Raw genomic sequence first — 21,839 nt, 5'->3', positions numbered from 1 at the left:
CCCGTCCACGGCTCTCCCGCCTTCTTTTTCGGAGATTTCGCATGACCCGCGTCCTTGGTCAGTTCTGGCGGTTGTTGAAGCTCTGCATCGGCGGGCGGGGCGGAAAACTCGGGCTGGCGCTGTTCGTCGCCGTGGTGGCGCTGAAGCTGGGCGGGGTCTACGCAACGCTCCGCATCATCTCCTGGACCAAGGATTTCTACTCGGCGCTGGAAGCGGTAGATGCCGGCGCTGCGCTGACCCAGATCGGGGTGTTCGGCATCATCGTGCTGCTCAACTCGATCCGCGAGCTCAGCGCGCAATATCTCAACAAGCTGGTGCTGATCCGCTGGCGCCGCTCGCTCACCGAGGCGGTGCGCGACCAATGGCTCGCCGACAAGGCCTATCTCGGCATAGGCGACAGCGGTGCGGGGTTGGACAACCCGGACCAGCGCATCGCCGATGACTGCCGGCTGTTCATCAACGGCATGCTGAGCGAGGCGCTCGACCTCATCACTAACATCGTTGCGATCTTCTCCTACGTGGCGCTGCTCTGGCAGCTCTCGTCCTTCCCGCTGTCGCTGGCCTTCATCGGCATCGACTTCGAGATCCCGCGCTACATGCTCGTCGCCGCATTCGTCTACGTCGCGCTCTGCTCGCTGCTGACGCATGTGCTCGGCAGCCCGCTCAAGAAGCTCTATGTCGAGCAGCAGCGCCGCGAGGCGGACTTCCGCTTTGCGCTGGCGCGGATGCGCTCCAATGTGGACGAGATCGCGCTGCTCAATGGCGAGGAAGCCGAGCGGCGGACGCTGGACAGCCGCTTCGGGGCGATCATGGGCAACTGGCGCAGGCTGATCAACCGCGAGCTGATCCTCAGCTGCTTCACCTACCCCTACCAGCACACGGTGCTGCGCATCCCGCTATTCGTGGCGCTGCCGTCGTTCCTCGCCGGGGCGGTCAACTTCGGCGGGCTGATGGAAGTCAGCTCCGCCTTCTCCAGCGTCGTCACCACGCTGTCGTGGTTCATCTTCTCCTACCGCGACCTCGCGGACCTTGTGGCCGCATCGTCGCGCCTTGACGGGTTCCTGCGGGCGACCGACAGCGGCGCGGCGGGCGAGGCCATCGTGCAGCGGGGCGATGGTCCGCTCAGTGTTTCCGGGCTCAGCCTCAGGCTGCCGGATGGCCGGCCGCTGCTCGATGTGGGCTCGCTCAGGGTCGAGCGCGGCGAGACCGTGTGGGTCGCGGGCCCGTCGGGGCTGGGCAAGACCACGCTCGTCAAGGCGATTGCAAGGCTCTGGCCGCATGCCCAGGGCCGGATCGTGCTGCCTGCCGGACCGGCGCTGTTCCTGCCGCAGCAGGCTTATGTGCCGCTCGGCTCAATCCTCGATGCGGTGGCCTATCCTTCCAGCCCGGAGGCCTTCACGCTGGAGCAGCTGAAGGCGGCGCTCGAGGCGGTGGGGCTCGGACATCGGCTCGATGTGATGTTCGTCGACGACGAGACGGCCAGCGGCGATCTCTCCGGCGGCGAGTTGCAGCGCCTGGCGCTGGCCCGGCTGCTGCTGCAGCGGCCGGCCTTCGCCTATCTCGACGAGCCCACCAGCGCCATCGACGTGACCTCGGAGACCGGGCTGTTCGAGATGCTCCGCCGCGAGTTGCCTGACACCGCCTTCGTCATCGTCGCGCACCGCAAGCCGCAGGGCCTGGGAACGCCGCGCATCATCGAACTGGGCACCGCTCCGACGCCTGCCACGCTCCTCGAACCCGTACTTGCCTAAGGATAGTTCAATGCTCGACAAACCGACCACCCTGCCCCGCACCCGCCTCGAGGCCAGCGCCCGCGACGTGCTCGCCACCCTCCCCGCCATCGGCAAGCTGATGGTGACAGCGCGGCACCTCGGCGCGACGCACGAGCGGATCGGCGCGGTCGAGACCGTCAGCTTCGAGGACGGCTGGGCGGTGATCGGCGGGGCCGAGCACGAGAGCCGGATCGAGCTGGCTGGTATCGCCGAGATCATCGTCGACCGCACCAGCGTGATGAGGGACAAGGCGTATCCACGCATCGACCTCAACCGCGCCGATGGCAGCTACATCTGCGGCATCGTCGGCTTCGATGGGATCGAGCCGTTCGACGCCGCGGTGGCGCCGCTCGGCGTAGGCACGGCGATCGAGGCGAAGCCCGATACGCCGCCGGGTGAGCGCATCGAGGCCAGCGAGACCGATCCCGGCCGTTTGCCACTTGAGGACGCGCAGGCGGCGCAATCGCCGGTGGTGATCGGCTTCCGCCGCCCCGGCTTCCAGCAGTTCTGGCGCGGCACCATCGAGACGGTGAAGCCGGCCATGGGCTTCATCAACGTGATGCGCTCGGATTTCCACCTGCACCTCAAGGCTGGTGCAGTGGCCGAGTGGCACCGGGATTCGGTGACCGGCGAGCGCGAGGCATTCAACGCCGACGGCGAGCCGCTGGGCCTGACGCTGCTGCGCGTCAACTGACGGGTTAGCCCAAAGCGCGATTGCCGTTCCGGGACGGATCATCCTATTGAGGCGGGCCCGACGGCCCACCGGCCGTCACTACGCTCAGGGGAGCCAGCATGATCTACGAGTTGCGCGTCTACACCTGCCTGCCGGGGCGCTTGCCCAACCTGATGCGGCGGTTCAAGGACCACACGCTGGGCATTTGGGAACGGCACGGCATCGAGCAGGCCGGGTTCTGGACGACCGTGATCGGCAATTCGAACAACGATCTGACGTACATGCTGCGCTGGAACTCGATGGCCGAGCGGGAGACCAAGTGGGCGGCGTTCGTGGCCGATCCGGAATGGCATGCCGCGCGGGACGCATCGGAAGCGGATGGTCCGCTGCTCGCCAATGTGTCGAGCCAGTTTCTGACGCCGACGGGGTTTTCGAGCGTGAAGTGATGGCGCGGCCGGTGCGAGCCGACCCCCACCCCTGTCCCCTCCCCCTGAACAGGGGGGAGGGGGACGCAACCGAGATGCTGGTGTTTTCGTCTCCCTCCCCATTCTTTGGGGGGAGGGACAGGGGTGGGGTCAGCCCGCACCAGCCGCACCAGCCTACCGATAAGCCGGCAACCAGTTGCCATGCGCCTCGATCAGCCGATCCACCAGGCTCCAGATCTCGTCCAGCGATAGCTCAGCCGCCGTGTGCGGATCGAGCATCGCCGCGTGGTAGATGTGCTCGCGCTTGCCCGTCACCGCCGCGGCTACGGTCTGCCGCTGCACATTGATCGAGAGCTGCATGATCGAGGCCAGATGATCCGGGATGCGGCCGATGCGGGTGGGCTGGATGCCGTTGCGGTCGACGTGGCACGGCACCTCAACCACCGCATCCTCGGGCAGGTTGCTGATCAGTCCGCGATTGGGGACGTTGCCATAGATCAGGCCACTCTCGCCTGATGTCATCGAGCGGATGATGCCGGCGGCGTACTCGTTGGACTGCTCCACCTCCAGCGGAGCATCGCCCTCGAGGTCGCGGCGCAGCTGGTGCCATTCGGCGATCTGATCCTCGCAGCGGTAGAGATATTCGCCGAGGCGCAGGTTGTACTGGTCGAGCAGATCCTGGCGGCCACGCTTGATGAACCAGGAATTGTACTCCGAGAAGTGGACGCTCGACTCGGTGACGAAGTGGCCGACGCGTTTCAGCATGTCGAAGCGCACCCGGTCGTCGTCGGGGATCGGGCCGTTCTGGGCGATGGCCTTGAGGCGCGGATAGAGGTCCTCGAACTCGCCATCCGGCAGCACCCTGCCGAACTTCAGGTAGAAGGCGACGTGGTTGATGCCGGCACAGAGATAGCTGAGATCGGCCGGGTTCTCGCCCAGAAGTTCGGCCAGCTGATGCGAGGTTTCCTGCACCGAGTGGCAGAGACCGACGGTCTTGATGTGGGGGAATTTCTCCTTGATGGCCCAGCAGTTGATGGCCATCGGGTTGACGTATTGCAGCAGCGTCGCGTGCGGACACACCGCTTCCATATCGCGGCAGATGTCGAACAGCACCGGGATGGTGCGCAGCCCGCGGAAGATGCCGCCGATGCCGAGGGTATCGCCGATCGTCTGGTTGAGCCCGAAACTGTCGGGCACCTTGAAATCGGTGACGGTCGCCGGCTTGTAGCCGCCCACCTGCATCATCAAGATGACGAAATCGGCGCCCTGCAGCGCATCGCGGCGGTTGGCCGTGGCCTCGACCTTGAGGTTGGCCAGCCCCAGCGTCTGGCCAATGCGGTTGGCGACGACCACCGAGGTCGAGAGCCGGGTCTCGTCGATGTCGTGGAGGCTGATGGTGGCGTTCTGGAGCGCGGGGTTCGACAGAACATCGCCGAGGATCGACTGGGCGAAGACGGTGCTGCCGGCGCCGATGAGACAGATTTTGAGCATGAGTTTTCCTTCATCGCGAAGCGATGCTGAGCGGTTGCGGGGGAGGTCGGGGGCTACTTGATGCCGGTCGCGGCGAACCCCTGGATGAACTGCTTCTGGGCGAAGAAGAACGCCACGATGATCGGGGCGATCGAAATGATCACCGCCGCCATCATCAGCGCCCATTGCGCGCGATAGAGCCGCTGGAACAGCGCCAGCCCCACCGGCAGCGTGGTCTTTTCGAGATCCGATGGCAGATAGATCAGCGCGCTGAACAGATCGTTCCACGAGCTCATGAAGGCGAAGATGGCGAGCGCAGCCAACGCGGGCTTGGCCAGCGGCAGGTAGATCGAGAAGTAAATGCGGAACAGGCTGGCGCCATCGAGCCGCGCCGCTTCGAGCAGCTCGATCGGGATAGTGCGGAAGTACTGGCGGAGGAGGAACACACCGAAGGCACCGCCGAGGAAGCTCGGCAGGTAAAGCGGCACGTCGGTGCCGTAGAGACCGAAGGTCTTGAAAATGAGGAACTGCGGGATGACGGTCATCTGGTAGGGCACCATCAACGTCGCGAGCAGGACGAGGAACAAGAGGTCGCGGCCCCTGAAGCGGACGATGGCGAAGACGAAGGCGCCCATCGAGCAGGTGACCACCTGGCCGATGGTCGAGAGCGCGGCGATGCGGAACGAGTTCCAGACGAGGTGCTGGAACTCCATCAGCTCCCAGGCCTTGCCGAAGTTCTCGAAGGTGATCCGCCGCGGGATCAGGTCGCGGGTGAACTGGTCGGCAGCCGGCTTCAGCGCTGTCGACACCATCCAGACGAAGGGTGCGACCATCAGGAGGCCGCCGGCCATCAGCACCAGGTAGAACCAGATGTTCTCGCGCAGGTGCTTGGCGAGGAACGCCGTGGTTGGCAGCTCGGTGACCGGGGCGGACGCGGTGACGACGCTCATTGGTGCTGCCCCCAGCGCTTGTTGAGCCGCGAGTAGATGAGCGTCAGGCCGAGGACGATCACCGCCAGCACCACGGACTGGGCCGAGGCATTGCCCATGCGGAAGTAGTTGAAGCCCTCGCGGTAGATGTTGAACACCAGCATGGGGAGGCTCGAGCCGCCGTTGCCGGTCTGGGTGAGGATGTAGACGTAGTCGAAGGCCTGGAAGGCGTGGATGGTGCAGAGCACTGCCTGAAAGAAGATCGAGGGCAGCAGCATGGGCACGGTGACGGCGAGGAACTGCTGGAAGCGGCTAGCGCCGTCGATGGTCGCCGCCTCGTAGACATCGCGCGGGATGGCCTGCAGGCCGCCGAGGAAGATGATCATCCCCTCGCCGATGGCGCCCCAGACGTTGACGATCACCACCGAGTAGAGCGCCATGTCCGAGCCGAGCCAATGCACTGGATCGCCGCCGAGGGTGGTGATGATGGCGTTCAGCACGCCCTTGTCCTTCGAATAGATCCAGGTCCAGACGAGGCCGACGGCAGTGGGCGAGGTGACCACCGGGATGAAATAGATCAGCCGGAACAGGCTGACGCCGCGGATTCGCTGGTTAAGCAGCACCGCCACCACCAGCGATATGCAGAGCGTCGCCGGCACGTAGATGACGGAGAACGCCGCGGTATTGCCGAGCGCCTTGAGGAAATTGCGATTCTCGGGCAGCGCCAGGTAGTTCTCGACGCCGACCCATTTGGCAGGGCTCAACAGGTCCCACTCGAAGAGACTGATGCCGATGGTGGCGGCGATCGAGCCGAAGGCGCCGAGCGCCAGCCCAAGCAGCGTGGGCAGCAACAACACGATGACCCAGAACCGCTCGGCACCGCGTGGCGATACTCCGATCTGCGTCATGCTGCCCTGCCCTTGCTTGCCCATCAGCATCGTGAGACCAACCCGGGCGTCCGGCAAGCCGGTGGAGATCGCCCGGGTCCCCTGGCGGGATTACTGGTTGTTGGCGAGCGCCGCGTCGGCGTTCGGGACAATCTCGGCCAGCGCGTCGTCGATGGTCATCTCGCCGTTCCAGACCAGCGCGAGGGTGTCGCCGACAGCGGCCGACCATTCCTCGTAGCCGCGGAAGCTCGGCTTGGTGTGGGCGTATTCCAGCGCATCGAGGAACACCTTGTGGCTGCCGCGCGCCTTCTGCTCGAGGAACACCGGGCTGCTGGCCACCTTGTCGATCACCGGAATGGCGAAGCCGAGCTCGGTGAGCTTGCTCTGCCCCTTCTCGCTGATGACGAACTGCACGAACTTCCAAGCTTCGTCGGGATGTGCGGTCTTGGAGCTGATGACGATGCCGGCGCTGTTGACCAGCGTGGCGCGGCCGGCCGGGCCCTTGGGGAACGGCGCGACGTCCCAGTCGAAAGCTAGATCGGAATAGGCCGGCACCACCCAGTGGCCGGAAAAGGTCATCGCCGCGACGCCGGCGAGGAAGCCGTCGCTGCCGTAGCTCTCGAGGTCCTCCTGGCTCATCACCGAACTGTCGTTGAGGCGGAAATCGGCGAGGAACTTCCAGGCTTCAACCGCGGGGGCCTCACCGAGCAGAGTCGTCTTGTAGTCGTCGCTGATCGGCGCGCCGCCATAGCTGTAGACCACCGGGCCCCACATCGGCTCCATGTCCCAGAGCTCCGTGCCGAGGCCCCACTGGTCGGTCTGGCCGTCGCCGTCCTTGTCGATGGTCAGTTTCTTCGCCGCGGCGCGGAGATCGTCGAGGGTCCAGCTGTCGTCGGGATAGGCAACGCCGGCCGCGTCGAACATTGCCTTGTTGTAGAACAGCACGATGGTCTGGAAATCGCGCGGCAGGCCGAAGGTGCCGGCGCTCAACTGATAGGCTGCGAGCGGGCCGGGATAGACGCCGTTCAGTGTCTCGGGCGCCGCCGCGAGATAGGGCGACAGATCGAGCAGGCTGCCGCGCGACTGCCAGTCGGGGTAGAGCGGCGCATCCATGGCGAAGACGTCGGGCGGGTTGCCGCCGACGGTGGTCACCCGCAGCTTGTCCCAGTAGCTGTCCCAGTCGGAGACCTCGACCTTCACCTTGATGTCGGGATTGGCGGCCTCGAACTTGTCGACGATCGCCTCCCACACGGCGATCTCGGGCGGATCGCCCCACATCATGTAGGTGAGGTTGGTCTCGGCGAGGCCCGCCGTGGCCGACAACGCGAGCGCGGTGAATGCGGTGGCCGAAAGCAGTGCCTTCATGATGCTACCCTCCATCTGTTTGCCGGAGGGCGCTTTCCCTCTCGCCGTCCGGCTGTAGGGGTACTGTCCGGCAAAGCGGGCGCGTAATCTTCCGAAATTTCGGTGTTATTCTTCCGGAAAAGTAGCGATTGTGACGGTTGTCGTTGCCTCACGGGAGGAGGGAAGCCATGGCGAATGCACTGCGCACCACTCCCAGCGACGTGCCGATGTCCGACAACAACGAAGAAATCCTGCGCCACGAGTTCTGCGTCGAAACGCATCTCGCCGACGCCATGCCCGAGAGCCATTGGCACGACCATATCGAGCTCAACTACCTGTGGTCCGGCCAGCTCACCTACCTGATCAACGGCCGGCGGCTGGTGCTCAATGCCGGAGAGCTCGCCATCTTCTGGGCGGCGACGCCGCACCAGGTGGTGGCAGTGGACGACGAACAGCGGCTCAGTTGCGCCTACATGCCGCTGTCGTTCTTCCTCAGCATGCCGCTCGAGCCGGGCTTCCGTCAGGCTATCCTCGACGGCGAGGTGTTCTACAGCCATGAGCATGACGAGGGCGATCGGCACATGTTCGCGCGCTGGACCCGCGAGTGGCAGTATGCCGACACGGCGCAGCGCCATATCCTCGAGGAAGAGGTGCGGTTGCGGGTGCGGCGGCTGTCGTGGTCGCAATCGATCGCGCGAGCGGGCGGCCGGGCCCCTGCCCCGGCGATGTCGCCGTCTGGGCATCGGGCGGTGGCGATGGCCGAGCGGATGACGCGGTTCATCCACGATCATCTCGATAGCCCGGTAAGCGTCCGCGACGTGGTTGCGGCATCGGGGCTCCATGCCACCAATGCCGGGGCGGCGTTTCAGAAGGTGCTGGGGATGTCGATCGGCGAGTACATCCGCCGCCATCGGCTACAGCATGCGATGCGGCTGCTGGTCGATACCGACATGGAGATCGCCGAGGTGGCGTTCGAGTGCGGCTACACCTCGCTGGCCCGGCTCTACGACGCGTTCCAGAAGCGGCTGGGCAAGACGCCGCGGCACTATCGGCTGGAATTCCAGCAGGGGCGGAGCACGGCAAAGCGGGAGCCGGCGCGGCCTGCGGGTTGACGTCAATTCGTCATGGGCATGTCATATCACGCATCGATTTTCGTCAGCCCGCGACAGCATGAGTCGCTACGGCGCCACCCACATAATTTGGATCATTGCCGTGAACACGACCCTCAAGAACGCTCGCCTTGTGCTCGAAGATGCCGTTGTCGAGGGGGCGCTGAGCATCGCGGACGGGCAGATCACGGCGATTGGTGATGCGGCAACTGGCGGCGACGAGATCGACTTCGAGGGCGATTACCTGCTGCCCGGTCTGATCGATCTCCATACCGACAACATGGAGCATCACTTCCAGCCGAGGCCGGGCGTGCGGTGGCCGTCGACGCTGACGGCGGTGCTGGCGCATGACTGGCAGATGCTCGGCGCCGGCGTCACCACGGTGCTCGATGCGCTGTCGCTGGGCGACTACGACAGCGGCGGGGCGCGCACGGCGATGCTGGACGCGGCGATCACCGGGCTCACCGAGGCGCGGGAAGCAGGGTTGGTGAAGGCCGACCACTACCTGCATTTCCGCTGCGAGCTGTCGGACCCCGCACTGCTCGGCATCGTCGAGCGCCATATCGACAACCCGGCGCTACGGCTGCTCAGCGTGATGGATCACACGCCGGGCCAGCGGCAGTGGCACAATACACACCTCTATCGCGAATTCCGCCGCAAGAAGAACTCGCAGGTGTGGACCGACGAGGAGTTCGCCGAGTACCTGGCCGGGCGGCGGGATGACCAGACCAAGTACGTCGTGCCGGGCCGTGCGGCCATCGGCGCGCTAGGGCGGGCGCGCAACATCCGCATCGCCAGCCACGACGACACCACCGTGGCCGATGTCGAGGAATCCTACGCGGACGGCATCGCCATCAGCGAGTTCCCGACGACGCTGGAAGCGGCACGGCGGGCCCGCGAGTTCGGCATGCAGATCGTCATGGGCGCGCCGAACGTGGTGCTCGGCCGCTCGCACTCGGGCAATGCCAGCGCCGCCAGCCTCGCCGATGCTGGGCTGCTCGACCTGCTCACCTCGGACTATGTGCCGGCGAGCCTGCTGCACGCGCCGTTCATCCTCGCCGACCGCGGCATGCCGCTACATGAAGCGGTCGCCAAGGTCACCGCTAACCCAGCCGACTCGATCGGCATGAGTGACCGTGGCCGCCTCAAGCCGGGCCTCCGCGCCGACCTGTTGCGGGTCCGTCTGGTAGGCGGGCAGCCGGTGATCCGCGGCACCTGGGTGGCCGGCCGCGCCTATCTCTGAGCGGCGCTTGACGGCTTGTCGGAACCCCGTCCAACTGGCGGCGCGTTTTCGTGTGTCCGGAATGTCGAATCCACGCCGGAGGCATCGACTAGTGCATCACGCGCTAGCAGGGATTGGGTATCGACATGGCCTTCACCGACGACGAACTGATTATCTTTGAGGCCAGCGGAGCCGAGCTGCCGCCGGGTGGAACCTCCGCCTATGTCGACAATGACGGCGCGCATATCTGGCACGCGAGCTTCGGTGCCGGCGATGCGGTGATCCTGCTGCATGGCGGCATGGGCCACTCCGGCAACTGGGGCCACCAGGTGCAGCCGCTGGTCGATGCCGGCCATCAGGTGGTGGTGGTCGACAGCCGCGGCCATGGCCACAGCTCGCGCGATGAGCGGCCCTACAGCTACGAGCTGATGGCGTCGGACGTGTTCGCGGTAATGGACGCACTGGGGCTCAAGAAGGCGGCCATCGTCGGCTGGAGCGACGGTGCCTGCATCGGCTTGATCATGGCCGACCAGCAGCCGGAGCGGATCAGCGGCGTGTTTTTCTTTGCCTGCAACATGGATCCGAGCGGCACCCTGCCGTTCGAGGCGACGCCGGTAATCGACCGCTGCTTCGGCCGGCACGTGAAGGACTATGCACGGCTGTCGGCAACACCCGATCAGTTCAGCAGCTTCGCCGATGCAGTAGGGCTGATGCAGCGGACGCAGCCGAATTACAGGGCTGACGATCTCGCGCGGATACGGGTCGCGGTGACGATCGTGCAGAGCGCCGGCGACGAGTTCATCAAGCCCGAGCATGCCGAGTATCTCGCCCGCAGTATTCCCGGCGCCGAGCTCGCGATCCTTCCCGGGGTCACCCACTTCGCTCCACTGCAGCGGCCGGAGCTGTTCAACGAGGCCGTGCTGAAGTTCCTCGACCGGCTCTAGCTGCGCCAGTGGGCGACGGGCTCGCTCAGCGTCTGCAGCGACTCGGCGGGCTCGCCGTCGATGCGGCGGAGCAGCAAGCGCGTGAGCTCCAGCCCCGCCGCGTAAACGTCTTCCTCGATGGTATCGACGTTGGGGAAGACGGTCGACAGGATGTCCGAGGTCTGCTTGCAGATGAAGCGGATGTCGCGGCCGAGCAGCACGCCGCCATCTTCGAGGCCGCACAGCATCGAGATGGCGCGGGTTTCGCTGTCGCAGATGATGCCGTCGGGCCGATCCGGCTTGTCCGCGAGATCTCGGCCGAACTGGCGCATTTCGGCCGAGGCGGGACGGATGCTGTCCTGCACCACGACGCGGCCGTTGACGCCGAAGCGGGTGGTGGCGCGCTCGAAGGTGCGGACGATGTTGTGGTAGTTGTTGGTGGTCCCATCGCCGACCGAGATCATGATGTCGCGAGCGCCGGTGGCGGCCAGCCGCTCCACCGCCAGCTCGGTGAACGCCTCGGAGTGAAAATCGTGGAAGGCGTGCGGGGTGAAGAACTCGGTCCTTCCATGACTTACGAACGGAAAGTCATGGTCCATCATCAGCTGGACGCGGCGATCTCGGGCGCCGGTGTGGGTGATGATCACCCCGTCGGCCGTACGGTTCTCGAGGATGTAGCGCACCGTCTCCACTGAGCGATTGCGGTCGAACTCCGGCATCACCGTCAGATGATAGCGGGTGCCGCCGATGGCGTCGCCGATGCCGCGGATCATATGGCGGGAGAAGTCGATCGCCTCGTCCGAGCCGTCGAGCACCAACGCGATGACGTTGGTTTTGCCGGTCCTGAGGCGCACCCCTGCCCGGTCCGGCACATAGCCCACGGCGCGCGCCGCCTCGGCAACCTTGAGGCGCGTTTCCTCCTTCAACGACGCGCCGCCGCGCAGCGACAGCGACACCGTCGAGAGGCTGAGCCCAGTCAGCTCCGAGATGGTCTTGAGCGTCGCCCGCTGGCGGGTGCCGCCAGCAGCACGTGGCTTGGATTTCGTCATCGTGGTTTCTTCAGCCCCGGACCCGTCATACACCGGCAGCGGGATGCCGGGAACCACAGAAAATTGCATCGATACAATTGATCAATCCCCAGATTTCCGCTGAACGGCTTTCGCTAACTATCTGAACTATCATAGATAATTCATTCTGATGTACGTCACTCCGACAATTCTGCATCAATCGTTGCAACGTTGCAATAAATGCGCTTAGCTCACCGCGCACTCAGGAGGTGCCGCGCAGCCCGCGCATGAGGGATGCGACGCCAAACATTTGGAGGAGGAATTCATGCTTAAACGGACTCTCTTGGCGTCTGCGGCAGCGCTTGCCCTGCTGGCCGCCACGGCCCCCGCACAGGCGGTGAGCATCATGTACGCCGAGTGGCTGGCCTCGCTGGTCGAGCCCGGCATCGCCAACTACGAGGCCGCGACCGGGGAGAAGGTCGAGGCGATCAAGCTGCCGGGCGACGGCTACGTGGAGCGCGTGGCGCTCGATCTGTCGGCCGGCACCGCTGCCGACGTGATCCAGATGGACAGCTTCGTGGTGTCCGAGCTCGCCTCCGCCGGCTATGTGCAGCCGCTCGACGAGCTGGCGACGACCTGGGACCAGTACGGTTCGTACATGAAGGGCCTGCTCGACGTGGTGTCCTATGACGGCCATGTCTACGCGCTGCCCACCGACACCGACGTGCGCATGCTGTGGTACAATCTGGAGCTGTTCAAGCAGGCCGGCATCGCTACTCCGTGGGCGCCCAAGACCTGGGACGACGTGCTCGCCGCTGCGCAGGCCATCAAGGACAAGACCGGCGTCGAGAACGCTTTCCTGATCCCCGCCGGCACCAAGCAGGGAGAAGCCGCCACCATGCAGGGCTTCTACATGGCGCTGCTCGGCGCCGACGTTCCGGAAGCTGGTCGCAACCGGCTGCGCGACTGGGACGCTGGCAAGTGGGTGGGCGACAGCCCGGCCCTGCGCCGCACGCTCGAGCTCTACAAGAAGGTCTACCAGGACCAGAAGCTGGCCGGTAAGGCGATCAACTACGCCACCGATATCGGCGCTGCCGTCCGTGCCGAAATGACCGGCAACAAGATGGGCATCCTTGCCTCGGGCTCATGGGAATATGCGTGCCTGTGGGACTGCAACGGCGTGAACCTGCCCTCGACCGAGGAGCGCGACAAGATCGTTGCGTGGACCCCGTGGCCCGGTTCGGGCGAGCCCGGCGCCAAGACCACCACCAATATCTCGGGTGGCTGGGCCATCGGCGTCAATGCCAAGGCTGCGGATAAAGCCGCTGCCGAAAAGCTGCTGACGACCATCTTCGACAAGGGCAATTTCGGCGACTGGACGGTGAAGAACAAGCGCATGGCTGTCCGTACCGATATCTCGGAATCGCCGGAATACACGGCTGACGCGTACCTCGCCAAAGCAACCGCCATGGCCGCCGACACGACCGGCCGCGACACCTACCCGGGCTACCAGGTGGTCTCCAAGCTGGTGCAGGAAATGACGGCCGCGATCCTCGACGGCTCGTCCGTTGACGATGCGATCGCCGAGTACAAGGCGGCGCTGATCGACGAGTTCGGCGAAGAGAACGTCATCACCTACGAATAAGAGCGGCCCCCACCCGCTCCTCCCGGGGCGGCGCGGTACTCCCAMCCCGCGCCGCCCTTTTCGTAGGCCCTGGTATATCGGATCACGCTACATGCGCCAGATAAGTCCCTGGCTGGCCTCCAATGGCTGGTTACTGCTCCTCGGATTGCTGCCGGCAATCATCCTCATCGGCGCGCTGATCTACTTCACCGGCTGGGCCTTCGCCTTCAGCTTCACCGATCTCGAACTGGTGGGCCGCAAGTCGGTCAACTGGAGCTGGGTCGGGCTCGACAATTACGAGCGTCTGTTTACCCGCCGCGGCTTCCTCGAGGCGCTCGGCACCACCGTCACCTTCACCTTCTTTTCGGCCATTGTGGGCCAGACCGTGATGGGGTTCGTCCTCGCCTCGGCGCTGCGCACCCAGCATGGGCTGCTGCGCACGGTGGTCGAGGTCTCGATCATGCTCGGCTGGCTGCTGCCCGACATTGTCGCGGCGTTCCTGTGGTCGGCGACCACCTCCCCGACCGGCCTGATCAACGGCCTCGTCGTCACCCCGTCCGGTCTCGCACCGGTCAATTTCATCAACGATTTCGCCCTGCAGGTGGTGATCATCGCCAATGTCTGGAAGGGCACGGCCTGGAGCTACCTGCTGTTCATCGCAGCGCTCGACTCCGTCGGCCGCGAGATCGTCGAAGCGGCCAAGGTCGATGGCGCGACGCTGTGGCAGCGGACCTGGCAGGTGATCCTGCCGATCATCCGGCCGCACATCGCGACCAACATGCTGTTCATCACCATCTGGACCTTCACCTACTTCCCGCTGATCTACGCGATGACCGGCGGCGGCCCCGGCCGGCAGACCCAGGTGCTGGCGATCCTGATGTACGAACAGAGCTTCAAGGTCGGCAAGATCGGCTATGGCAGCGCCATCTCGGTGGCCATGCTGGCCGTGGTCGGCCTGCTCTCAATCTTCTATGTCCGCCTGCTCCGGGAGCCCAAGTAATGGAACGTACCGCCCCTTCCCGCGGCATGGCGCTGGCGCTGAGTTTCCTGGCGCTGATCTGGGTCAGCCCGTTCTTCTGGCTGTTCACAAACGCCTTCGATCCGACGGCCAATGGCGCCTTGCGCATGCCGGCAGCGCTTGGTTTCGACAACTTCATCCGGGCGATCAGCGGCAGTGCCGGCCGGCAATTCCTCAACTCGCTGATCCTCGCCGCCGGCACTGCAACGCTGTCGGTGGTCGTCGCGGCGGCGGCGGCCTACCCGCTCGCCCGCATGACCATCCCGGGCAAGAACGCCTTCCTGTGGCTCTTGGTGCTGCTGCGCATGCTGCCCTCGGCCGGCGTGATCGTGCCGCTCTATTTCACCGCGCAGCGGCTCGGGCTGCTGAACTCCTACGGCGTCATCGTCGCGCTCACCATCCTCAACCTGCCGTTCACGCTGCTGCTCTTGAAGACCTTCTTCGACACGGTGCCGATCGAGCTCGAAGAGGCGGCGTATGTCGACGGTGCGAGCCTCTGGCACATCATCTGGCACGTGGTGCTGCCGATGTCGCGGGCCGGGCTCGCTGTGGTCTGGTTCTTCACCTTCACCGGCGCCTGGAACGAGTTCCTGCTGCCGCTGATCTTCACGCGGACGGAGGCCGGTTTCCCGATGTCGGTCGGCCTCTACTCGGCCTTCGGCCAGCAGGGGGCCATCGACTACGGCTTCCTCGCGGCCTTCTCCATCATTTACGCAGCGCCGGCGGTCGGCGTGTACTTCCTGTTGCGGCGAAACATGAACACGGGTTTCGCCGGCGTCGGTGTCAAAGGATAGAACGATGAATAGTCTCGCCACCAAGCTCGGTCTGCTTGATGACGACATCAAGCTCGAGGAGAAGCTGTTCCGGCTCTGCCGCGACCTTCACGAGAAGATCCTGACGCCGATCGAAGGTGCCTTCGCCTGGCGCTACCAGCCTGACGACATCGAAACGCCCGCGGCGCTCGCCGCCGACTGGCGGCAGTGGCCGAACTTCACGCCGACCACCGTCTGGGCCAAGCACCAGGGCCACACCTGGTTCGCCGCCGAAGTGACGGTGCCCGAGGCAGCGCGCGGCAAGACGTTCGTCTTGCGCTTCACCTCGCAGTGGCAGGACCGGCCGGGCTCGACTGATCCGCAATGCCTCGCCTATCTTGACGGCAAGATCGCCCAGGCGCTCGACGGCAACCACAACGAACTGGTGATCGCCCGCGATGCGGTGCCGGGGACGAAGCGCGTCCTTCTCGTCAATGCCTTCACCTTCTTCGACCGGCCGTTGGTCGGCTTCAAGGTCGAGCTGATGGTGCGGCATGCGCGCGCCGAGAAGCTGTACTTCGACCTGCAGACGCCGCTCGAAGTAGCGACCCGCCTGCCGCAGAACGACGGCCGCCGCCACGCTGTGCTCAACCTCGTCGAGCAGTCGCTGCGCGCGCTGGACCGGCGCGGTGGCGTGACGCCCGAGTTCGAGGCCTCGCTGCCGGCGGCCGAGAAGATCGCCGAGAAGATCTACAAGCTGGTCGATACCGAAGTGCAGCCGACGATTTCGGCGGTGGGGCACACCCATCTCGATGTCGGCTGGCTGTGGCGGGTGATGCACACGCGCGACAAGACCGGCCGCAGCTTCGCCACCGTGCTCAACCTGATGGCCGAGTACCCGCAGTTCGTCTTCATGTACAACCAGTCGGTGCTCTTCAATTTCCTGAAGACCGACTATCCCGAGATCTGGGCCGGCCTACTCGACAAGGTGAAGAACGGCCAGTTCGAGATCGAAGGCGCCATGTGGGTGGAGCCCGACGCGAACATCGTCTCGGGCGAATCCATGGTTCGCCAGATCATGCGCGGCCGCCGCTTCCACCTCGAGCATTTCGGCGTGGTGCCGAAGACCGTGTGGCTGCCCGATACGTTCGGTTACTCGGCCAACATGCCGCAGATCCTCGAGCGCTCCGGGCTCGAGTATTTCATCACGTCGAAGCTCAGCTGGAACGATACCGACCGGCATCCCTACGACACGTTCTTCTGGCGTGGCATCGACGGGACCGAGACCAAGGCGCAGCTGATCACGGCGCAGAAGTTCGACAGCGAGCAGATCTTCACCACCTACAATTCCGACCTCTCGGTCTCCGAAGTGATGGGCGCATGGAAGCGCTATGAGCCCAAGTCGGTGAACGACGAAGTGCTGGTCTGCTACGGCTATGGCGATGGCGGTGGCGGGCCGACCCGCGCCATGATCGAGCGCGGCACCCGGCTCGAACGCGGCATTCCCGGCGCGCCGAAGGTGAAGCTCGAAGGCATCGGTCCGTTCCTCAAGCGGCTCAGCAAGCGCATGGACGAGAACGCCAAGCGCTTCCCGACCTGGAACGGCGAGCTCTACCTGCAATACCATCGCGGTACGCTGACCAATGTGGCGAAGAACAAGGCCAACAACCGGCGCGCCGAACGTGTGTTGCGCGAGCTCGAATTCCTCAGCGCCATGGCGATGCGGAGCGGGGCGCCCTACCCGGCCGAGAAGCTCAACGAGTTCTGGGAGTTGGTGCTGATCAACCAGTTCCACGACATCCTGCCCGGCACCTCGATCGCCGAGGTCTATGTCGACAGCGACGCCGAGTACGCCGGTCTGTTCTCGACCCTCGCATCGGGCAACGGCCCCTGGCACAGCGCGGCGAAGGCCGTCGCACCGACCGGCAAGGGCGGCCTGCAGCTGTTCAACTTCACCGGCCATACGCGCGACAAGGCGCTGGTGCGGGTGGACGGGGCGGCCGATGGTTCGGCGTTGGCGCAGGGCGGTGCGGCACTGCCGTTGCAGAAGCTCATCAGCGCCGATGGCAGGTCGACGCTTGCGGCGCCGGCGAACCTCCCGGCGCTCGGCTGGGCTTCTGCCTCGCTGGTGACCGGCGGCAGCGCCCCGAAGTCGAGCCTTTCGGCTTCGACCAAGCATCTCGAGAACGAGTTCGTCCGCGTCGCTTTCGATGGGAATGGCGAGATCAGCTCGGTGTTCGACAAGCAGCACAACCGCGAGTTGATCGCCAAGGGCGAGAGCGCCAACCGGCTCGTCGCCTACGAGGACAAGCCGCTCAACTGGGACGCCTGGGACATCGATCGCTATTTCGAGGAGCAGTTCTGGCTGCTCTCGGCCAGCAAGGCGAGGATCGAGGTGGTGGAAACCGGCCCGTACCGCGCCGCGCTCCGCATCGAGCGGCAGTACCTGAGTTCGAAGGTGGTGCAGGTCGTGTCGCTCGAAGCCGGCGCAAAGCAGGTGGAGTTCGATACCTTCGTCGACTGGCAGGAGCGCCAGACGGTGCTCAAGGCCGAGTTCCCGTTCGACCTCAACATCTCGGAGATCCGCTCGGAGATCCAGTTCGGCCATGTGAAGCGCGCGACGCACCGCAACACCAGCTGGGACCGGGCGCGGTTCGAGGCGAGCATGCATCGCTGGGTCGATATCAGCGAGCCGGATTTTGGCGCCGCGCTGCTCAACGACAGCAAGTACGGCTACGACGCGGTGGAGCAACTGGTGCGCATCACCCTGCTGCGCGGCGCGACCTTCCCGGACCCGGCATCGGACCGCGGCGAGCACCGCATCAAGTATGCCCTCCTGGTGCATGACGGCGTAAGTGACCTCGCCGACGTACCGGTCGCAGCCGAGCGCTTCAACAACCCGGTCGCGGTCGTTGGCGATACGTCTGCGCGCGCTTCGAATGCCGGGGAAAGCACCAGCTTCTCCTTCGCCTCGGTGGACAAGCCGAACGTGACGCTGGAGACGGTGAAGAAGGCGGAGAAGAGCGATGCGCTGGTGCTGCGCGTGTTCGAACACGCCAATGCCCGCGCCAATACGACGATCAGCTTCGGCGTTCCGATCAAGTCGGCAAAGCTCGTGAACCTGATGGAAGAAGGCGGCGAGCCCGTAAAGGTCACCGGCAACAGCGTGACCTTGCAGTTGCGTCCGTTCGAGATCGCGACGCTGCTTCTGGAAGTAGACGCCGGCTGATCAGCCCTCCTCGTTCCCTGAAGTCACCACCACAGGGCCACCGGCGATGAACTCGCCGGTGGCCCTGATGCTTTGGCGGCCCCGACGCTCGCACACCCAGCGTCGGTTGCAGCCGTTTCTGCAAATTTGCAACAAAGCATTGCAAGATCAAAACATGGCTGTTAGCGTTCGGCCACGATCGGACCCGACGGCGGGACGAAAAATCAGCCAGCGAAGCCTGGCCACCAGCCGAACGGCACCGATCAGGACTGAGGAATCCTGAGGAGGAAAAACTGAACAACACGGTAGGACGTTTGTTTGCGGCGGCTGGGCGCACCGCGCGGGTTGCCCTCGCCACCACGACTGCTCTGGCGGCTCTGGTGACGGTGACTTCCGCCCAAGACCTGTCGGGCACCATCACGGTGTGGAGCTGGACCACCCCAGCCAAGGGCATCGCGGCGGCCATCCCCGCCTTCACGGCGCTGCACCCCGGCGTCACCATCAAGGTCGAGGACGTCGGCAATCCGGCGATCTGGGACAAGATTACCACCGGCATGGCGGCCGGCGGCGCGGGCCTGCCCGATGTGATGAACATCGGCATCGACTACATGGGCAACTACATCGAGACGTTCCCGAACGGCCTCGCCAACCTGAGCGAGCTGGGCGCTGGCGAACTCGAAGCGCAGTTCCCGTCGGGCATGTGGGCCAGCGGCTCGGGTGCCGATGGCGCCGTCTACGGCATTCCCTACGAGGTCAACACCTCGGGCTTCTTCTATCGCAAGGACCTGTTCGAGCAGGCCGGGGTCGACATCGACTCGATCAAGACCTGGGACGACCTGCTGGCGGCAGGGCCGAAGATCAAGGAAGCCACCGGCGCCTCGCTGATCTCGCTCGACAAGGCGGCGACCGTCGCGGACTCCGCCAACCTCTGGCAGCTGCTGACCGCGCTGCAGGACCAGTTCTACTTCAACGCCGCCGGCGACATCACCATGAACGGCCCCGCCGGGGTGCGCTCGCTGACGCTGCTGAAGCAGGCCAACGACGCCGGGCTCGTCGCCGACGTCCCCGGTGGCTGGAACAACTTCCTGCTGCAGGTGAAGGGCGAGATCCCCATTGCGGTCATTCCGGCCGCCTCGTGGGCGGCCGGGGTGTTCTCGAAGGAGGCACCCGCACTGGCTGGCAAGTGGGGCCTGCGCCTGCCGCCGGCGGTCGAGCCGGGCGGGCTGACGGCAGCCATCTCGGGTGGCAGCTACCTCACCGTTTCGGGCTCGAGCCCGAACAAGGAGGCGGCTTGGGAATTCGTGAAGTTCGCGCTGGGCACACTCGAAGGCCAGCAGCTGGTCTACGAGGGCGGCGGCATGTTCCCGGGCTTCAAGCCGATGCTCGAGAGCGAGGGGTTCGTTCAGCCGAACGAGTATTTCGGCGGCGCAAAGATCAACCAGTTCTTCATCGACGAGCTGGGCCAGAAGACGCCGACGGTGAACTACACCACCGATTATGCCCGGGCGCTGAAGGCCTATGACGACGCCCAGACGCAGGTGCTGCTGAGCGGCGCCGACCCCAAGAAGGTGCTCGATGAGGCTGCGGCCCTGGTTGCGCAGCAGACCGGTCGCAAGGTCGCGAACTAGGGCTCCCACCCTCGTTCAAGAGTCAACGCGCTCCCTCCAGAGCGCGTCGGTGGCAGGGCGTCTTCCCTCCCTGCCACCGCCTCCCGGCTGTGAGAACCAGAAAATGACGGCATCGACTTCGCAGCCGGGACCCCGCCGGCGCTGGCGTGGCGCTTCGCCTCGCGCCACCCCATACCTCTTCCTGCTCCCGGTCATCGTGCTGTTCCTGGCGTTCAAGGTGTACCCCTACGCCTATGCGTTCTGGCTGAGCCTGACCAAGATCACCCGCGGGCAGACCAATTTCGTCGGCGCCGACAACTACATGCGGCTGCTGCAAGATCCGATCTTCTACAAGGCGCTCGGCAACACCGTGCTGATCCTCGTGATCCAGGTGCCGATCATGCTGGGCCTCGCCATCGCGCTGGCAGTGGCCTTCAGCTCCGCGCTCCTGAAGTGGCGTGCGATCTGGCGCACCGCCTATTTCGTGCCGATCGTGATGGGGCTCGTCGCCTACGGCATCCTGTTCTCGACGCTGCTCAACAACCACTACGGGCTGGTCAACTTCGCACTCGAGTCCGTCGGTCTGCCGCGCATCCCATGGCTCGCCGACCCGTTCTGGGCCAAGATCTCGATCATCATCGCGCTGACCTGGCACTACACCGGCAACAGCGCGGTGATTTACCTGGCGCAGTTGCAGTCGATCCCCGGCGAGCTGTACGAGGCTGCCGAGATCGATGGCGCGAGCGCGTGGCAGCGCTTCTGGCACATCACGCTGCCGGGGTTGCGGCCGGCCATCACCCTCACCGTGGTGCTCTCCACCATCGGCACGCTGCAGCTCTTCGACGAGCCCTATGTGCTGACCAATGGCGGGCCCAACAACGCCACCCTGACCATCGGCATGTACCTCTACCAGAACGGCTTCAAGTACTTCGATTTCGGCTACGCCTCGGCCATCGGCTACGTGCTCACCGGCATCATCGGCATCCTCGCGCTGATCCAGTTCCGGCTCTTGCGGGAGAAGCAGGCATGAGGACCGTGAAGACCCCCGAGGCCCGTGCCGCGAGCCTTGCCGTCACCGTCGTGGTCACCATCGGTGCGCTGCTGATGCTGATGCCGTTCTACTGGTTGATCGTCGCCAGCACGCACCGTACGCGCGACATCTTTTCCAACCCGCCCAACCTGATGCCGGGCGATCAACTGCTCACCAATCTCACCAACCTCTTCTCCGAGGCCGGTTTCGGCGCGGCGCTGCAGAACTCGGTGCTTATCGCCCTGCTCTACGCGCTGTTCGGCGGCGCCATCTGCACCATGGCGGGCTATGCCTTCGCCAAGTTCCGCTTCCCCGGCCAGGGGCTGCTGTTCGGTTCAGTGCTGGTGGTGCTGGCGCTGCCCTCGCAGGTGACGTTGGTGCCGCTGTTCCAGATCATGGTGCAGCTCAACTGGCTCAACACCTACCAGGCGCTGATCCTGCCCCACCTGGCGCTGCCGTTCGGCATCTTCCTGATGCGGCAGACCATGCAGTCGGTGCCCGACGAGATGATCCAGGCGGCGCGTGTCGACGGCGCCGGCGAGTTCCGCATCTTCTTCCAGATCGTGCTGCCGACCATGCGGCCTGCGCTCGCGGCACTGGGCATCTTCATGTTCCTCAGCCAATGGAACGACTTCGTCTACCCGCTGATCGTGCTGCGCACTTCGGACGCCTACACGGTACCGGTAGCGCTCGCGACGCTGCAGGGCGTCAGCGACACCGATTACGGCCAGTTGCTGGCAGGCACCATGGTGTCGGTGCTGCCGGTGCTCGGGTTGTTCCTCTTCCTCCAACGTCATTTCGTCGCCGGCATTCTTGCCGGGGCGGTGAAACAATAATCC

18 protein-coding genes are annotated in these 21,839 nt (G+C 65.1%); 13 read left to right on the top strand and 5 right to left on the bottom strand.

Annotated features, from left to right (window positions below; all coding sequences use genetic code 11):
* Positions 1 to 41: 41 nt before the first annotated feature.
* The 3 genes from AC1DV8_RS13465 to AC1DV8_RS13455 all read left to right on the top strand — a co-directional run bounded on the left by AC1DV8_RS13465 (position 42) and on the right by AC1DV8_RS13455 (position 2,891).
* Positions 42 to 1,751 carry an ABC transporter ATP-binding protein/permease gene (locus tag AC1DV8_RS13465; RefSeq protein WP_477157791.1) on the top strand — a complete coding sequence of 570 codons (1,710 nt, stop codon included), beginning with the start codon at positions 42 to 44 and terminating at the stop codon, positions 1,749 to 1,751.
* Between the two features lie 10 nt (positions 1,752 to 1,761).
* Positions 1,762 to 2,466 (top strand): ChuX/HutX family heme-like substrate-binding protein, encoded by a 705-nt coding sequence (locus AC1DV8_RS13460; RefSeq protein WP_477157790.1) that lies wholly within the window; start codon positions 1,762 to 1,764, stop codon positions 2,464 to 2,466.
* 98 nt (positions 2,467 to 2,564) lie between these two features.
* Positions 2,565 to 2,891, top strand: a complete 327-nt coding sequence (locus tag AC1DV8_RS13455; protein ID WP_477150684.1) for an NIPSNAP family protein — start codon at positions 2,565 to 2,567, stop codon at positions 2,889 to 2,891.
* 153 nt (positions 2,892 to 3,044) lie between these two features.
* Here AC1DV8_RS13455 and melA read toward each other — a convergent pair whose 3' ends face one another.
* From melA to AC1DV8_RS13435, 4 genes are all read right to left on the bottom strand, one after another.
* A complete protein-coding gene (gene melA, locus AC1DV8_RS13450; protein ID WP_477157789.1) occupies positions 3,045 to 4,361 on the bottom strand; it encodes an alpha-galactosidase in 1,317 nt (438 codons plus the stop codon).
* A 53-nt stretch (positions 4,362 to 4,414) separates the two neighbouring features.
* Positions 4,415 to 5,290, bottom strand: a complete 876-nt coding sequence (locus AC1DV8_RS13445; protein ID WP_477157788.1) for a carbohydrate ABC transporter permease — start codon at positions 5,288 to 5,290, stop codon at positions 4,415 to 4,417.
* A complete protein-coding gene (locus AC1DV8_RS13440; RefSeq protein ID WP_477157787.1) occupies positions 5,287 to 6,177 on the bottom strand; it encodes a carbohydrate ABC transporter permease in 891 nt (296 codons plus the stop codon). Before AC1DV8_RS13440 ends, AC1DV8_RS13445 begins: the two co-directional genes overlap by 4 nt.
* 90 nt (positions 6,178 to 6,267) lie before the next feature.
* A complete protein-coding gene (locus AC1DV8_RS13435; protein WP_477157786.1) occupies positions 6,268 to 7,521 on the bottom strand; it encodes an ABC transporter substrate-binding protein in 1,254 nt (417 codons plus the stop codon).
* A 167-nt stretch (positions 7,522 to 7,688) separates the two neighbouring features.
* Here AC1DV8_RS13435 and AC1DV8_RS13430 point away from each other — a divergent pair, with 167 nt between their 5' ends.
* The 3 genes from AC1DV8_RS13430 (at position 7,689) to AC1DV8_RS13420 (ending at position 10,775) form a co-directional block, all read left to right on the top strand.
* Positions 7,689 to 8,612, top strand: coding sequence for a helix-turn-helix domain-containing protein (locus AC1DV8_RS13430; RefSeq protein ID WP_477157785.1), 924 nt, complete (start codon positions 7,689 to 7,691; stop codon positions 8,610 to 8,612).
* Between the two features lie 100 nt (positions 8,613 to 8,712).
* Positions 8,713 to 9,852 (top strand): alpha-D-ribose 1-methylphosphonate 5-triphosphate diphosphatase, encoded by a 1,140-nt coding sequence (locus tag AC1DV8_RS13425; protein ID WP_477157784.1) that lies wholly within the window; start codon positions 8,713 to 8,715, stop codon positions 9,850 to 9,852.
* Between the two features lie 125 nt (positions 9,853 to 9,977).
* Entirely contained in the window at positions 9,978 to 10,775 is a 798-nt protein-coding gene (locus AC1DV8_RS13420) for an alpha/beta fold hydrolase (protein WP_477157783.1), read from the top strand.
* Here the strand turns inward: AC1DV8_RS13420 and AC1DV8_RS13415 are convergent.
* Entirely contained in the window at positions 10,772 to 11,803 is a 1,032-nt protein-coding gene (locus AC1DV8_RS13415; RefSeq protein WP_477157782.1) for a LacI family transcriptional regulator, read from the bottom strand. The two genes, AC1DV8_RS13420 and AC1DV8_RS13415, sit on opposite strands and share 4 nt — an antisense overlap.
* 283 nt (positions 11,804 to 12,086) lie before the next feature.
* Between AC1DV8_RS13415 and AC1DV8_RS13410 the strand changes: the two genes are divergently transcribed.
* The 7 genes from AC1DV8_RS13410 (at position 12,087) to AC1DV8_RS13380 (ending at position 21,836) form a co-directional block, all read left to right on the top strand.
* Positions 12,087 to 13,406 (top strand): extracellular solute-binding protein, encoded by a 1,320-nt coding sequence (locus tag AC1DV8_RS13410; protein ID WP_477157781.1) that lies wholly within the window; start codon positions 12,087 to 12,089, stop codon positions 13,404 to 13,406.
* A 91-nt stretch (positions 13,407 to 13,497) separates the two neighbouring features.
* Positions 13,498 to 14,385 (top strand): carbohydrate ABC transporter permease, encoded by an 888-nt coding sequence (locus AC1DV8_RS13405; protein WP_477157780.1) that lies wholly within the window; start codon positions 13,498 to 13,500, stop codon positions 14,383 to 14,385.
* Positions 14,385 to 15,197, top strand: a complete 813-nt coding sequence (locus tag AC1DV8_RS13400) for a carbohydrate ABC transporter permease (RefSeq protein ID WP_477150695.1) — start codon at positions 14,385 to 14,387, stop codon at positions 15,195 to 15,197. The genes AC1DV8_RS13405 and AC1DV8_RS13400 overlap by 1 nt, the downstream gene beginning before the upstream one ends.
* Before the next feature lie 4 nt (positions 15,198 to 15,201).
* Positions 15,202 to 18,384: an alpha-mannosidase gene (locus AC1DV8_RS13395; protein ID WP_477157779.1), complete on the top strand. Its 3,183-nt coding sequence runs from the start codon at positions 15,202 to 15,204 to the stop codon at positions 18,382 to 18,384.
* 359 nt (positions 18,385 to 18,743) lie between these two features.
* A complete protein-coding gene (locus AC1DV8_RS13390) occupies positions 18,744 to 19,991 on the top strand; it encodes an ABC transporter substrate-binding protein (protein WP_477150697.1) in 1,248 nt (415 codons plus the stop codon).
* 103 nt (positions 19,992 to 20,094) lie between these two features.
* Positions 20,095 to 21,000 carry a carbohydrate ABC transporter permease gene (locus AC1DV8_RS13385; RefSeq protein WP_477157778.1) on the top strand — a complete coding sequence of 302 codons (906 nt, stop codon included), beginning with the start codon at positions 20,095 to 20,097 and terminating at the stop codon, positions 20,998 to 21,000.
* Positions 20,997 to 21,836, top strand: coding sequence for a carbohydrate ABC transporter permease (locus AC1DV8_RS13380; RefSeq protein WP_477157777.1), 840 nt, complete (start codon positions 20,997 to 20,999; stop codon positions 21,834 to 21,836). Before AC1DV8_RS13385 ends, AC1DV8_RS13380 begins: the two co-directional genes overlap by 4 nt.
* Positions 21,837 to 21,839: the final 3 nt, after the last annotated feature.

The sequence above is a fragment of the Devosia sp. P3_B2 genome (genome assembly GCF_056402875.1).
The sequence above is the reverse complement of the archived record's forward strand: the minus strand, read 5'-3'. Positions and strand labels throughout refer to the sequence as shown.

Coding starts and splice junctions, on each gene's coding strand:
- AC1DV8_RS13465 (WP_477157791.1), top strand. CDS start 42: ATGACCCGCGTCCTTGGTCAGTTCTGGCGGTTGTTGAAGCTCTGCATC.
- AC1DV8_RS13460 (WP_477157790.1), top strand. CDS start 1,762: ATGCTCGACAAACCGACCACCCTGCCCCGCACCCGCCTCGAGGCCAGC.
- AC1DV8_RS13455 (WP_477150684.1), top strand. CDS start 2,565: ATGATCTACGAGTTGCGCGTCTACACCTGCCTGCCGGGGCGCTTGCCC.
- melA (WP_477157789.1), bottom strand. CDS start 4,361: ATGCTCAAAATCTGTCTCATCGGCGCCGGCAGCACCGTCTTCGCCCAG.
- AC1DV8_RS13445 (WP_477157788.1), bottom strand. CDS start 5,290: ATGAGCGTCGTCACCGCGTCCGCCCCGGTCACCGAGCTGCCAACCACG.
- AC1DV8_RS13440 (WP_477157787.1), bottom strand. CDS start 6,177: ATGACGCAGATCGGAGTATCGCCACGCGGTGCCGAGCGGTTCTGGGTC.
- AC1DV8_RS13435 (WP_477157786.1), bottom strand. CDS start 7,521: ATGAAGGCACTGCTTTCGGCCACCGCATTCACCGCGCTCGCGTTGTCG.
- AC1DV8_RS13430 (WP_477157785.1), top strand. CDS start 7,689: ATGGCGAATGCACTGCGCACCACTCCCAGCGACGTGCCGATGTCCGAC.
- AC1DV8_RS13420 (WP_477157783.1), top strand. CDS start 9,978: ATGGCCTTCACCGACGACGAACTGATTATCTTTGAGGCCAGCGGAGCC.
- AC1DV8_RS13415 (WP_477157782.1), bottom strand. CDS start 11,803: ATGACGAAATCCAAGCCACGTGCTGCTGGCGGCACCCGCCAGCGGGCG.
- AC1DV8_RS13410 (WP_477157781.1), top strand. CDS start 12,087: ATGCTTAAACGGACTCTCTTGGCGTCTGCGGCAGCGCTTGCCCTGCTG.
- AC1DV8_RS13405 (WP_477157780.1), top strand. CDS start 13,498: ATGCGCCAGATAAGTCCCTGGCTGGCCTCCAATGGCTGGTTACTGCTC.
- AC1DV8_RS13400 (WP_477150695.1), top strand. CDS start 14,385: ATGGAACGTACCGCCCCTTCCCGCGGCATGGCGCTGGCGCTGAGTTTC.
- AC1DV8_RS13395 (WP_477157779.1), top strand. CDS start 15,202: ATGAATAGTCTCGCCACCAAGCTCGGTCTGCTTGATGACGACATCAAG.
- AC1DV8_RS13385 (WP_477157778.1), top strand. CDS start 20,095: ATGACGGCATCGACTTCGCAGCCGGGACCCCGCCGGCGCTGGCGTGGC.
- AC1DV8_RS13380 (WP_477157777.1), top strand. CDS start 20,997: ATGAGGACCGTGAAGACCCCCGAGGCCCGTGCCGCGAGCCTTGCCGTC.